Annotated in this window: 13 protein-coding genes; 6 read left to right on the top strand and 7 right to left on the bottom strand. The window is 67.4% G+C overall.

Annotation, left to right across the window (positions count from 1 at the left end; all coding sequences use genetic code 11):
- Window positions 1–173: 173 nt before the first annotated feature.
- Window positions 174–383: a hypothetical protein gene (locus ACTWQD_RS14350; protein WP_443196795.1), complete on the bottom strand. Its 210-nt coding sequence runs from the start codon at window positions 381–383 to the stop codon at window positions 174–176.
- A gap of 63 nt (window positions 384–446) precedes the next feature.
- Window positions 447–1,583: a DNA alkylation repair protein gene (locus ACTWQD_RS14345; protein ID WP_443196794.1), complete on the bottom strand. Its 1,137-nt coding sequence runs from the start codon at window positions 1,581–1,583 to the stop codon at window positions 447–449.
- Window positions 1,584–1,752: 169 nt separating this feature from the next.
- Here ACTWQD_RS14345 and ACTWQD_RS14340 point away from each other — a divergent pair, with 169 nt between their 5' ends.
- Both ACTWQD_RS14340 and ACTWQD_RS14335 read left to right on the top strand, forming a co-directional pair.
- Window positions 1,753–2,535 carry a phosphatase PAP2 family protein gene (locus tag ACTWQD_RS14340; protein ID WP_443196793.1) on the top strand — a complete coding sequence of 261 codons (783 nt, stop codon included), beginning with the start codon at window positions 1,753–1,755 and terminating at the stop codon, window positions 2,533–2,535.
- 95 nt (window positions 2,536–2,630) lie between these two features.
- Complete coding sequence (locus tag ACTWQD_RS14335) at window positions 2,631–2,942, top strand: MmcQ/YjbR family DNA-binding protein (protein ID WP_443196792.1); 312 nt, start codon at window positions 2,631–2,633, stop codon at window positions 2,940–2,942.
- Between the two features lie 49 nt (window positions 2,943–2,991).
- Here ACTWQD_RS14335 and ACTWQD_RS14330 read toward each other — a convergent pair whose 3' ends face one another.
- The gene (locus ACTWQD_RS14330) at window positions 2,992–3,285 is read right to left on the bottom strand and encodes a MerR family transcriptional regulator (protein ID WP_443196791.1); all 294 of its coding nucleotides are present in this window, start codon (window positions 3,283–3,285) and stop codon (window positions 2,992–2,994) included.
- A 169-nt stretch (window positions 3,286–3,454) separates the two neighbouring features.
- On the opposite strand from ACTWQD_RS14330, the gene ACTWQD_RS14325 reads away from it, so the two are divergent.
- The 3 genes from ACTWQD_RS14325 to ACTWQD_RS14315 all read left to right on the top strand — a co-directional run bounded on the left by ACTWQD_RS14325 (window position 3,455) and on the right by ACTWQD_RS14315 (window position 6,114).
- Complete coding sequence (locus ACTWQD_RS14325) at window positions 3,455–3,880, top strand: Hsp20/alpha crystallin family protein (RefSeq protein ID WP_443196962.1); 426 nt, start codon at window positions 3,455–3,457, stop codon at window positions 3,878–3,880.
- A gap of 149 nt (window positions 3,881–4,029) precedes the next feature.
- Window positions 4,030–4,419, top strand: a complete 390-nt coding sequence (locus ACTWQD_RS14320) for a hypothetical protein (RefSeq protein WP_443196790.1) — start codon at window positions 4,030–4,032, stop codon at window positions 4,417–4,419.
- Window positions 4,420–4,539: 120 nt separating this feature from the next.
- Window positions 4,540–6,114, top strand: coding sequence for a GH1 family beta-glucosidase (locus tag ACTWQD_RS14315; protein ID WP_443196789.1), 1,575 nt, complete (start codon window positions 4,540–4,542; stop codon window positions 6,112–6,114).
- 111 nt (window positions 6,115–6,225) lie between these two features.
- Here ACTWQD_RS14315 and ACTWQD_RS14310 read toward each other — a convergent pair whose 3' ends face one another.
- The 3 genes from ACTWQD_RS14310 to ACTWQD_RS14300 all read right to left on the bottom strand — a co-directional run bounded on the left by ACTWQD_RS14310 (window position 6,226) and on the right by ACTWQD_RS14300 (window position 9,985).
- Window positions 6,226–7,926: a DUF222 domain-containing protein gene (locus ACTWQD_RS14310; protein ID WP_443196788.1), complete on the bottom strand. Its 1,701-nt coding sequence runs from the start codon at window positions 7,924–7,926 to the stop codon at window positions 6,226–6,228.
- A 191-nt stretch (window positions 7,927–8,117) separates the two neighbouring features.
- The gene (locus tag ACTWQD_RS14305) at window positions 8,118–9,188 is read right to left on the bottom strand and encodes an App1 family protein (RefSeq protein ID WP_443196787.1); all 1,071 of its coding nucleotides are present in this window, start codon (window positions 9,186–9,188) and stop codon (window positions 8,118–8,120) included.
- Window positions 9,189–9,247: 59 nt separating this feature from the next.
- Entirely contained in the window at window positions 9,248–9,985 is a 738-nt protein-coding gene (locus ACTWQD_RS14300) for a DUF72 domain-containing protein (RefSeq protein WP_443196786.1), read from the bottom strand.
- A 300-nt stretch (window positions 9,986–10,285) separates the two neighbouring features.
- Here ACTWQD_RS14300 and ACTWQD_RS14295 point away from each other — a divergent pair, with 300 nt between their 5' ends.
- Window positions 10,286–10,588 (top strand): YegP family protein, encoded by a 303-nt coding sequence (locus ACTWQD_RS14295; protein ID WP_066439214.1) that lies wholly within the window; start codon window positions 10,286–10,288, stop codon window positions 10,586–10,588.
- Between the two features lie 66 nt (window positions 10,589–10,654).
- Here the strand turns inward: ACTWQD_RS14295 and ACTWQD_RS14290 are convergent, their stop codons facing one another.
- On the bottom strand, window positions 10,655–11,530 hold the full coding sequence (locus ACTWQD_RS14290; RefSeq protein ID WP_443196785.1) for a CHAD domain-containing protein: 876 nt from the start codon (window positions 11,528–11,530) through the stop codon (window positions 10,655–10,657).
- Window positions 11,531–11,767 lie beyond the last annotated feature (237 nt).

The raw sequence follows: 11,767 nt of genomic DNA, 5'->3' as shown, positions 1-11,767 counted from the left end.
GCTATTCCACTGCCGGAGATGGGCACGAAGTGACTCCGCGTTGGGTTGCCGGTGCCGCTACGGAAGCTGCTCTGCCGGCGCATGACAAAAAGGTCCCGGGCGGGAGTCGATGCTCCGCCGCCCGGGACCTGGCTTTGTGTGCTGAATGCAGGAGCTGCGCGCTCCGTCAGGACTCAGTGAATGAGCTCCCGGGTCATGCCGAAGGGGACCTGGTCGGAGAGTGCCGCCGTGTAGTGGCCGGGCTTGTGGCGGGTGATCAGGATGCCCTGCGTCCCGGTCTCCATGGCGATCTGCTGGAGCCCACGGACGGCGTCATCCAGCCGTTCGTCAAGGACCTGACGGCTGTCGACCTGGATATCAATGCACTCGGTTGCTGTGTTCATCGCTCTGTTCTTTCTTGGGTTGACTCGTCTTCCCCAATAATTGAAGCGACAATAACGTCAGATTTATGGGCCCGTCAAATCACCGCGCCGTGCCTCCCCGGACTCTGTCCGGACCAAAAACTCGGTTGGCGCGTACCGCACGCCGTTGACCTGCAGTTCCAGTACGTGCGCGCCGGGATGATGGCGCCGCGTGGTCATTTGCCGGAAGATGTGGCGCTTGGCGAATGTTCTGGACTCGCCCGGAGCCAGGACCGGCGTGCCGAGCTTGAACACTTTCTCCGCGAGGGTGCCGTTGGCCTTCCTGTAGTGCACGGCGTAGTCGACGGCGAGCCGGGCCTCCGCCGGCCCGAGGTTGGAGATTTCGAAGTCGAAGCCGAGTTCCCCCGGCAGGTCGACGACGGTCCGCTCCAGGCGGGGCGGGGTCACGGCGATCGAGGCCGGCGGAAACCCCAGGAGCTCCAGCGCGCCGGGGTGGGCCTTCTTGAGCAGCGTGCGCAGCCCGTGCCGGACCACCTTGGGTGTGTTCTCATCCGGAGCGGCCATCCATCTCGTTGCCGTGGCGACCACCTCGTCGGGGGCGTGGCGGGCCAGGTCGTTGAGGTGGTTGGCCACAGAGCGGCGGACGTCTTCCACCGGATCCCGGTACAGGGCGTCGAGGATCGGCAAGGTGGCGGCGGGGCGCCGGGTGATCTCCGGGACCCGGATTGCCCAAGGCAGGTACGCGCGGGTGCCCTCGGTGGCCAGCCGGCGGACGTGCCAGTCCGGGTGCGAGGTCCAGCCCTGGATGACGGCCAGTGCGCGGTCCAGATCGGCGGCGAGGATCCGCCGGATGGCGAATTCAGCGGTGAGCCGCGGCGTCAGTTCGGCGAGCAGCGCCAGGCAGTCCTCGACGTCGGCCTGGCCGGGTGAGGCGAGAGCCAGCGTGGCTGCGGTCTCCGTGACGGGCCAGATCATCCAGCCGGTGAAGTCCGGATCAGCCAATGACCGGCGGAAGATGCCGGCCGTCTCCGCGTAGGCCGCGGGCAGGTCGGCCAGCAGGGCGTGGCTCAGGAGGTCGGTGCGTTCCCGCAGGCTCAGCCCGTCAAGCTGTGCAGCCGCGCCGGCCAGGTGGATCAGCCGGCACTCCGGTGCGGCCTCGGCGAGGATCCGGTCGAGGGAATCGACGACACGCGGATTGATCAGTTCATTCATGGCGCCCATTGCCTCAGGCTACCGGGCAGCCAGCCGCGGGGCTGCCGTGTCCGCGCGGCGCGGCCTTACCGCCGTCGGCCGCGGGTGGCGCCGCGCACCATCGGAGCCCGGCGGCACCGGAACCGGGATATTCTTCACAAAGGAAGAGTGCAGGCACGGCGAGAAGGCGGATGCGGGAATGGCTGAAGATAGTACCGGGAAGTCGCCCGGCCGGTGGCGGGTTTTCCACGACAAGTTCGTGGTCGAGGAACGCTACATGGAGGCGCGGGACCGGCAGAACCTGTACCGGATCGCAATCGGCCTCGTGATCGTCGGCGCCGTGTTGTTCTCTACCATCCTTGCCAGCGTCCTGCAGCAGGGCGGCCTCACTGCGGGCGACGAACCTGTCCGTTCCTGGCTCCTCACCCTCCGGTCCGAACCGCTCACGACCATCATGATCATCCTTGCGATTGTTTTCGGGCCCGTCGCGTTGCCGATCATCATCCTCGTGGTGACCGTCGCCTGGGGGCTGCTGGCCAAGCACGCCTGGCGGCCGATGCTCCTGGCCGGCGCCATGCTGACCGGTGTCATTCTCGCCCAGATCATCGGACGCATCATCGACCGCCAGCGGCCGCCCGTGGACCTGATGCTCTTCGGCGCCGACTTCACCTTTTCCTTCCCGTCCGGCCACGTCCTGGGCGCCTGCGACTTCCTGCTGGTCAGCGCCTACCTGGTCTTCTCCCGCCACAGCAACCGCCTGGCCGCCGTCGCCGGCTTTGCGCTGGCCGGCGTGGGGATCTTCTTCGCAGCGGTCAGCCGGCTCTACCTCGGGTACCACTGGCTGACCGATGCCTTCGCCTCCCTGTCCATCTCCTTCGTCATCCTGGGCGGCGTGATCGCCTTGGACACTTGGCGGACTGCCCGCATCCCCGGCGAGCAGATCACTGGGACGCTCTCGAAAGCCGACACCGGCCAGAACTAGGTTTCGCCCGGGGCCGGAGCCGGGGCCGGGGTGTTCTGCTCTGTCCCGTCTTGTCCCGTCTTGTCTCGGCCCGGCGCCGGTGCCACAGTGGGGCCATGGCCACCGAAGAGGATGTCCGCCGCATGGCACTGGCCCTGCCGGGCGTGGTGGAGCGCCCCAGCTGGGGCCAGCCCGCCTGGTTCGCAGCCACGCTCATGGCCCGGATCTGGGAAGACGGCGTACTTACGGTCAAGTCCGAGGAACGCGAGGCCCTCGCCGGAACGGACCCGGACACCTACTTCTGGACCGCACACCACGAACGTTCACCCCGGCTGGTGCTGGTTCGCCTGGACCGGATCGGCACCGAGGAACTGGGCGAACTCCTGATGGAATCCCACCGCATCGCCGGGGGCAAGGCCCCCGGCTGACTTGCCGCAGGTGCCTCTTGCCGCAGGTGCCTCCTGCCGGAGGTGCCTCCTAGGCCCGGCGCGAGCGGAGGCGCTGCAGCTCGCTCCGTAGCCCGGCGTTGACCTCCTCCAGTTCCAGCACCTTGGCCACCCCGGCGAGATTAAGCCCTTCTGCGAGCAGTTCGTTGATCCGCCGCAGCACGGCCAGGTCAGCGTTGCTGTACTGGCGTGTTCCTCCGGCGGTGCGGTCCGGCGTCAGGAGGCCCTTGCGCTCATAGAGCCTGATGTTCTGCTGCCCTGTCCCGACCAGCTGCGCCACCACGGAGATCGCGTAGACGCCCAGCTCCTGGCCACGATCTGCCACAGGTCCTCCCTCGTGTTACTCCGACCGCCGCCCCCGGCGATTCCCTACAATTTCCTCTTGCATCATTCTGGCACTGGTGTTATAAAAAATCTATATCCACCACCACAGATAATCGGGCTGGATGGATACATGAAAACTACAGAGCTCTCACGTGAAGGAGTGGGAAATGATGTTGATGCGTACGGACCCGTTCCGCGAACTGGACCGGCTGACCCAGCAGGTTCTGGGAACGGCGGCACGGCCTGCTGCGATGCCGATGGATGCGTGGCAGGAGGACGGCGAGTTCGTGGTCGCTTTCGATCTTCCCGGCGTCAATGTTGACTCGGTGGACCTTGATATTGAGCGCAACGTCCTGACGGTCCGGGCTGAGAGGCGCGATCCGACGCCGCCCAACGTAGAGCTGGTTGCCTCGGAGCGGCCGCGCGGCGTGTTCAGCCGCCAGTTGATTCTCGGCGACACCCTGGACACCGACAAGGTCAGGGCGCAGTACTCCGACGGCGTACTGACCCTCCGGATCCCGGTGCACGAGCGCGCTAAGCCGCGGAAGATTGAAATCACCCACAACCAGGACAAGTTGCAGGAGATCGGGCGATAGTGGCGGCGGTGGATGCCCGCCGCCCCGCCTGTCGCTGAGTGCGGGGACCCGTCGGCGCTGGCCCTTGCCGGCGTCCACGGGTCCCGTCTTGCCCCCACCTCATTGTCACGGCCAACAGCCCCATCAAGCACAACCAAAGGAGGGCGGCCATGAGTGCATGGCGCCGCTACGATTCACACCTCATGCCGGTCTTCCACGAGCGCTTCGAGGCGCGGTGGGGCGAGGGCACTGCCCCATTTCTTGACCCGGAAGCCCATGAGGCTCCACTTCCGCGGGCCCAGTGGATCAATGTCGATACCGGCGCCGCCCTCGCGGTGGTTCCGATCTGGACAGCTGATGACCGCCAGCACCGCTCCTTTGGCGTGTTCTACCTGCCGCCGGCCGGCGACATCTGGGTGCTCCGGCCGGGATACACGAGCTACCTGGAACCAGCGGCGGACGACGCCGACCAGCTTCAGTCCCTGCGGAACGATGCCTTCAAAAAGGCCGTCGCGCACGCTAAAGAGTTCCTGTTCGGGCCGGAGGCCACGGCGTTCTGAACCACCGCGTGAGCGGCGAGCCAAGGACCGGCATGCGCGGCGATCGTGGCGCGGGGCCTGCCGGAGGCCTAAAATCAGTCAACTGCCTGCAACTGAAACAAACTACATAAGGGACTCCTGATGAAAGCTTCCGCCAAGGACCTGGCTTCCCTCCTGCCGCCGCGCTTTACCCTCGGCGTAGCCACCGCGGCCTTCCAGATCGAAGGTGCTTTGGACGAGGACGGACGGGGTCCCTCGGGCTGGGACGTGTTTGCCGCCAAACCGGGAGCCATCGTGGAGGACCACAGCCCCGTTGTAGCGTGCGACCACTACCACCGGATGCCCGAAGACGTCGCCCTGATGAAGGAACTGGGGATCGATTCGTACCGGTTCTCGCTGTCTTGGTCCCGCATTCAGCCCGGCGGCAGCGGCCCGGTCAATCCGGCCGGTCTGGATTTCTACGACCGCCTGATCGACCTCCTGCTGGCCAACGGAATCGCACCGATGGCCACCCTGTACCACTGGGACACGCCGCTGGAACTCGATGAAGCCGGCGGCTGGATGAACCGGGACACGGCTTACCGGCTGGGAGAGTTCGCCGCGATCGCCGCGGCCGCCTACGGCGACCGGGTAACCCGCTGGGTGACCGTCAACGAACCCGCCACCGTCAGCACCAACGGGTACATGCTGGGGATGCACGCACCGGGCGAAGCGCTCATGCTGAAGGCGTTCCCCAGCGTCCACCATCAACTCCTGGGCCATGGCCTGTCGCTGCAGGCGCTCCGGGCCGCCAACGTGCCCGGCGAAATCGGGATCACCAACGTCTATTCCCCGATGGTGCCCGCCTCGATCAACCCGCTGGACAAGCTCAGTGCCGGGCTCATGGACATGGCACAGAACAGGCTTTACGCGGACCCGGTCCTGCTCGGCAAGTATCCCGACGCCATCCGGGCCGCCACCTTCTTCTCCTCGTTCAGCCCGTCCAGCGAGGACATGAAACTGATCTCGCAGCCGCTGGACTTCTATGGGCTCAACTACTACATGCCCACGCGCGTGGCCTCCGGTCCCGGCGACGGTGCCGTGCCCAAGGGAATGGCCGAGGCTATGGGGGACGACCTGAGCGGCACTGCACCCGGGGCCCCGTTCCACATTGCATCCTTCCCGGACACCGAGATCACCGCTTACGGCTGGCCCATCAAGCCGGAGTACATGGCCGTCGCCCTCGCAGAAATGGCCGAACGCTACCCCAACCTTCCCCCGGTCTACATAACCGAGGGCGGGGCCAGCTTCGAAGACCTTGAGATCCAGGACCCGGACGGCGGGCTCATCATCCCGGACGAACGCCGCGTGCGCTACCTGGCGGACCACATTGCAACAGCCATTGAAGCCACATCACCCGGCGGCGCCGCGGAGTCCGTAGACCTGCGCGGCTACTACGTGTGGTCGCTGATGGACAACTTCGAATGGTCCGGCGGCTACAAGCAGCAGTTTGGTCTGCTGCACGTTGACCGGGAGACGCAGCACCGCACCAAAAAGGCCTCGTTCCACTGGCTCAAGGAAGTACTCGCCGCTCGGCACCGGGATTCCGTGCCGGAGGCTCCGGGCGCCGGTGCCGTGACGGTTAATTCCGACGCCGGAACGGTCCCCGACTCCCTGCCAGTACCGGACGCCGGGCCCGCATCGACCGACGCCGGGCACCCCCAGCCGGCGGGTTAGAAGTCCTCACACCTACTGGAGTGGGGGTGGTCCGTCCTGGGGCCACCGCTTGGCGCAGGCTAGCCGTTGTCGTCTGGGTTCCGCGGTTACCCGGGCCCGCGCCGCTGGTGGTCAAGCGGCGGTGAACTGGTGCCAGTCGGGGAGCGGACCCATGGGTGGCTCCATGTCGGAAACCCATCCAGAGACAGCGGGGTCCGCTTCCGGTTCAGGTTCCCGGCCTTCGGTGAACTGGAACCAGCCCGCGAACGGGTCTGGAGGCGGTTCCATGCCGGGGACGGACCATCCGGGTTCCTCCGGAGCGATCAGGCTGGCCGGCCAGTGGGGTGGTTCCCAGTCTTGGTGTTCGCTGGGGTAAGTCCGTCCGGTCGGTGAGGTCCAACCCGGCGGGCTGGTCTTGGTGGCTCCGGCGGGGGTCCAGGCTGTGGTGTGTTTGAGGCGGTGGTGTTTCCGGCAGGGCTGGCCAAGGTTGGTGATCCCGGTGGTGCCGCCGTCGGCCCAGGCCAACAGGTGGTCCGCATCGTTGTCGAGCGACGGGTTGTTGCAGTTCGGGAAGGAGCATTTGGCGTCGCGAAGCCGCAGCCATTGCCGCAGGGCCTTGGTGACCCGGTAAGTGGTCCGCCCGATCTGCAGCGGCGCCCCGTCCCGCGGGTCGACCAGGACCCGGTGGAACGAATCCGCGCCATCAGCCACGAGGCGGCGGGCCATGGACGGCGGGATCGGCCCGTACCCGTCCAGCATCGCCGGTTCCTCCGTCACCCCCAGGAGTGACATCACCGGGACGGTGACCAGAACCTGCGCCCGCGGCACCGGCACACCACTGTTCCAATCCCGGCCGTCAAGATGCCCGCTGCCAGCCCGGGCGGTGCCTGCGCCGCCGGCCGTCCCAGAATCTGCGCTGTCTCCGTTGCCGGTGCCGTTGCCGGTGTTGGCTCCGAGGAGCAGGGTGGCGGCGACGTCAGCGCGGAGCTGGGTCAGGGTCCGGGGCTCCTCCGGGCCCTGCAGCGCCCTCGCCCCGGCGGTGGTCCGGTTCCAGATCCCTGCCGCGGTCTCCGCCGGAAGGTACGCGTTGAACCAGGCCATCCCGTCGTTGTCCGGAACGAACTCCACCCGCCGGTCCGCCGCGCACTTTCTGTGGCGGCTTTCGATGCTCACCGGGTGATGGCGTTCGCGCCACGTGCGGGCCTTGGCCCGGAACCGTCCCGGGACCAGCTCCCCGGCCGGGCACCCCCTGGCCGGGTCCGGTACGGCCGGGTCCAGGAAATGCGCCTCCAGCGCCGCGGCGCCGGCAGGATCGAGGTTCGCCGTCTCGTCCACCATGATCCGGGCGTGCTGCCACGAGAGTGTCCCGGCGCCCAACGCCGCCAGCGTCAGCGGCAGGCGCGCGGTCAACGCCACACACTCACCCAGAAACGCCCCGGCCGAACGCTCGGAGACGGTCAGCACACCGGCGACCTCGGCGACCTCCGCCATCTCCTGCGCAGTGCCGGACGCCTCGGGTGCCGCCAACGCCTCGCTTGTGTGCAGGTACTCCGCGGCTACCAGGGCCTTCAACGCCGCGCCCTGCGCCTCCACCCGGGCGAGCCCCGCCAGGCCGTCCAGACACGCGTCCGCCAGATCCCGCAACGGATCCCCACCCTCCAACGGATCAGAACCATCCTCCGGAGAACCGTCCTCAGAACGGCCGTCTGGAGAACCATCGTCAGGAAGACCGGAAGGATCCGCGTCAATGTGAGCAGCCAGCGCCGCAGCTGACGCGGCCAAAGCCCGCGCTGCCTCCCGAGACTCCGCACTGAAAACCACCCTGTTTTCCATACCCATATCGTCCCGCGAGGCACTGACATTAAAGCGGCCCCCGCCGCCGTCGGGCAGAACAGAGCGCTTCCCGAAGGATGCGGTGCCTCCAGCCAGCGCCGCGGATGCGGCGACGGCCGCTGCGCCTCCCAGCACTCCGCACCAAAGAGATGCTCCGCCACGCGTCCGCCAGGAAGATCAGACCTTGTTGCCTAGAGAATACCCAGCCCCTGCAGGCTTTTCGCCATTCCCGCACCATCCGGGGAGTAGATCCACGGCACCTCGGAGCCGGTGTGGTCGCCGGTCTCCGAGTGGCCGCCTGCCAGAACGGCTTCACTGGCCGAGAGCTGACGGATGCCGATGGCGGCGACCCGGTCACCGTGCTGCTGGGCGAAGTGTGAGTAGATCGCCTCGTCGTGCTGGCCGTTGTCACCAAAAAGCAACCAGCGCATGTTCGGGAACTCTTCGGCGAGCAGTTCCAGGTTGCGGCGCTTGTGCTCCTGGCCGCTGCGGAACCAGCGGTCGTGGGTAAGGCCCCAGTCAGTGAGCAGCAGGGTGCCGGTGGGGTACATGTTGCGGGCGATAAAGCGTGCCAGCGTCGGGGCGGCGTTCCACGGGCCGGTGGACAGGTAAATCACCGGGGCTTCCGGGTATTCCACCTTGATCCGGTCCAACAGCACGGCCATTCCCGGCGTCGCCATCCGAGCGCGCTCGTTGAGCACAAAGGTGTTCCACAGCGCCAGGAAAGGCCGGGGGAGTGCGGTGACCATGATCGTGTCATCGATGTCGGACACGATCCCCAGCTTGGTGTCCGGGGAGATGACGAAGATCTCGGCTGCAGCGGCTTCGGTGCCTTCGGCGCGCAGGGTGGCGGTGTGCCAGCCCGGTGTCAGTTCCACCTTGACGACGGTGTCCACCAGCCCGCCGCGGTCCGCCCGGACCCGGGCGGTCACCCCGCCGATCTCGATTTCCACCTCGGAGTACTGAATCGGCACGGACGTAAACGCCCGCCAGCCGCGGATGTTCTGGTTGCCGTTCTGCGCGGCCCGCTCCGCCCGGCTGCCGGGGTTGGGCTTGCTGGTCAGCACCACCCGGCCGAGTACCCGGACCCAGGTTGTGGATCCGTAGCCCTGGTAGGCCACTGTCTTGGGAACAAAGTTCCAGCGGCGGGCGGTCTTCAGGCGGACGCTGTTGACCGTGTCGGAGACCCAGTGCGCCAGGTGGAACGCCCGGTTGCCGGTGACTGTTTGCTGCCGGGGTGGTTGCTGTGAGGCCAATTCCATGCCACCACTCTCCCACACACGGGCGGCCCGGCGAGGATCGTGTCCGGATTCGACGCCGTTCAGGCGCCGCCCAGCATGTCCTTCAGTACTTGGGCATTGCGCACGGCGTTTCCGCCGCCGTCGTTGTTGAAATACACGAAGACCTCCCGGCCGGCCCAACGCCACTCGCGGATCCGGTCCGCCCACCAGCGCAGCTCCTCGTCCGAGTAGGAACCGCCGTAGAGGTACTCCCGGTCCGGGCCATGCAGCCTCACGTAGACGAAGTCCGCGGTGGCGCGGAGAACGCAAGGTAGCCCAGCGCCGCTCATGACGCAGTACGCGGCGCCGTGGCGTTCCAGCAGGGAATAGACGTCTGGTGCGTCCCAGGACGGGTGGCGGAACTCCACACTGACCCGGACCCAGCCGGGCAGCGCCGCGAGGAAATAGTCCAACCGCGCGTCATCCCGGGCAAAGTCCGGGGGCAGCTGCACCAGCAGCACCGCCCGCTTGTCGCCGAGCTCGTGCCAGCACCGGGTGATCCGATCGATCCACACCTCCGGGGCGTACAGCTTCTTGCCGTGGGTCAGCCCGCGCGGGGCCTTGACGGACAGCAGGAACCCGGGCGGAAGACGCCGGCGCCAGCTCACGAAGGAGGCCTCTCGGGGCCAGCGGTAAAAGCTGGCGTTGAGCTCCACCGTGGAGAAACGCGCCGCGTAGTGCGCCAGCCGGTCCCGGGCCGGCAGCCCGGGAGGGTACAGCACGTCCTCCCAGTGGTCGTAGCTCCAGCCGCTGGTGCCGATGTGCACGCCGCTGTTCACATGGGCCGTCCCCGCTGCGGGCCCGGACCGGGGGAGAGCGGCTGTGCCGCGCCGACGGGTGGGGTGGAGATGTTCCGCTGCAGCATGTTTTGGATCCTAGTCGGACCGAGCTGGGGGACACGCCGCTTTGCGCTGGTGATGAGTGCCCCCTCGAACTGCACGACGGCGGTGTCCGCCGCAGCGACTCTCCGGTCGCCGGGCGCTGAAGGCTGAGCGATGGCCCCCGGTGTTCTTCCAGACCCTAGATAAGTATACTTACTAATATCCCGCTTATTGGGAAGAAGGACAAAGGAGTGTGCGATGGCAGGATATTTCGAACTCGTGGACGCGCCCGACGGCGGCTACCGGATCCGCATGCTTGACGGCGGCGGAAGCCTCATGGCTGTCTCCGTCACCTTTCCCACCAAGAGGGCAGCCGTGGCCGGCATCGCCCAGGCCCGTGAAATCGCCGGCACCGGTCTGATACGCGACCGCAGCGCGGGCGGGCAGTCCGTGGTGCCGCCCTCCCGGGTCACCCGGCGGACCGCAGGGGGCGCCGGCCGCTCCACCTCACTCGCAGGTGGGTCGCTGGCCGCCGGCAAACGCGCACGCGCCCATAACTGACCGCTAGTCAGCCCCGCCGCGGCATCCGCCCCGGCTGATTTACCTGCCGGGCGGTCGTGTCGGGCGTCAGGCGGTGAACTTCCGCCACGTCTTGAGGAAGTCGGCCTCGGCCTGCACGGCGATCCCTTCCTCCTTCGCGTGCAGGCGGCCGTAAGTGAAGCCGTTCTCCCCGCTGCGCAGCGACCGCGCGCCAAGATCTGCAAGCAGGGTCCGGGCCACCACGCTGTCCTGGAGCTGGCCCAGGTCCGTCTGGATCCGGCGCGCGGCCTTGGCGGCCCGCCGGGCATTCTTGGCGCCGCACCCGCCGCCCAGGGACGCGGCCAGCTCGGCGGAATAGCGCAGACGTTTGGCCGCCTTCCGGACATCGTGGAGCCCTTCGTCCCGGGCCGGCCGGTCCTCCTCCGCCGGCAGTGCCTCCACGGCCCGCCGCAAGCGGGCCTCATCCTTGGCAGAGAGCTTCCGGATGGCTTTCCGCGGGGGCCTGGACGCCTTCTCTGACAGGCTGCCGCCGTCGAGCCAGGAATCGAGGGCGGACAGCAGCTGCTTGTACCGCTTGCTGTTTAGCGCCTCCAAAGCGCCTTCAAAACCGGCGGCAGCGGCGGCGTCGAGCTCCTCGTCGATCCGCGCGGGCGCCGGACCGAGTACCAGTTCGTCGGGTTCCTCAGCCAGGAGTTCCTTGAGACGGGCCTGCACCACACCGGGGTCGCGGGCCGGCCCCAGCGCGCCCGAGAGCCAGCGCAGCTCGGACCGGAGCTCATCAGCGGAGCCCTTGGCGAACAACGACCTGCCTGTTGCCAGCAGGGAGCGGAGGCGCCGGGCTGCGACGCGCATCTTATGGATGGATTCGGCGTCGTTCTTCCGGACCCCGGATTCATGCTGGCGCAGTTCTGCGGACTGCTCAGCGAGGTAAGCCAGCAGGGCCTCTCCAGCGGTGGTTGCCATGCTTCACTGTGCTGCACCGTGCTGCCGGGCGCAAGCCCTCCGGCGGCCGGGGAAGGCTGCGCGGGAAGGCCGGACCCCGCCGAGATGACATTTCACGGCAATGTTCGAGCGGCAAAGTCATATGGTCGTTGCAACGCTCTGATGGATGGAGCGTTTCATGGTCAAGTTGTTTCCTTCGAATGCCCGCACTGAGTTCGTTGACTCGGTGTGTGGCGGGATGTCGATTCTCGCTGCTTC

Origin of the sequence: Pseudarthrobacter sp. 1C304, assembly GCF_052245515.1 — a bacterium.
In the GTDB taxonomy this organism is placed as follows: domain Bacteria; phylum Actinomycetota; class Actinomycetes; order Actinomycetales; family Micrococcaceae; genus Arthrobacter.
Note: the sequence above shows the minus strand (reverse complement) of the source record. Positions and strands in the feature narration are given on the sequence as shown.

Bases quoted from the DNA above. Each gene is read 5' to 3' on its own strand.
- ACTWQD_RS14350 (WP_443196795.1), bottom strand. From the start codon at position 383: ATGAACACAGCAACCGAGTGCATTGATATCCAGGTCGACAGCCGTCAG.
- ACTWQD_RS14345 (WP_443196794.1), bottom strand. From the start codon at position 1,583: ATGGGCGCCATGAATGAACTGATCAATCCGCGTGTCGTCGATTCCCTC.
- ACTWQD_RS14340 (WP_443196793.1), top strand. From the start codon at position 1,753: ATGGCTGAAGATAGTACCGGGAAGTCGCCCGGCCGGTGGCGGGTTTTC.
- ACTWQD_RS14335 (WP_443196792.1), top strand. From the start codon at position 2,631: ATGGCCACCGAAGAGGATGTCCGCCGCATGGCACTGGCCCTGCCGGGC.
- ACTWQD_RS14325 (WP_443196962.1), top strand. From the start codon at position 3,455: ATGTTGATGCGTACGGACCCGTTCCGCGAACTGGACCGGCTGACCCAG.
- ACTWQD_RS14320 (WP_443196790.1), top strand. From the start codon at position 4,030: ATGAGTGCATGGCGCCGCTACGATTCACACCTCATGCCGGTCTTCCAC.
- ACTWQD_RS14315 (WP_443196789.1), top strand. From the start codon at position 4,540: ATGAAAGCTTCCGCCAAGGACCTGGCTTCCCTCCTGCCGCCGCGCTTT.
- ACTWQD_RS14310 (WP_443196788.1), bottom strand. From the start codon at position 7,926: ATGGAAAACAGGGTGGTTTTCAGTGCGGAGTCTCGGGAGGCAGCGCGG.
- ACTWQD_RS14305 (WP_443196787.1), bottom strand. From the start codon at position 9,188: ATGGAATTGGCCTCACAGCAACCACCCCGGCAGCAAACAGTCACCGGC.
- ACTWQD_RS14295 (WP_066439214.1), top strand. From the start codon at position 10,286: ATGGCAGGATATTTCGAACTCGTGGACGCGCCCGACGGCGGCTACCGG.
- ACTWQD_RS14290 (WP_443196785.1), bottom strand. From the start codon at position 11,530: ATGGCAACCACCGCTGGAGAGGCCCTGCTGGCTTACCTCGCTGAGCAG.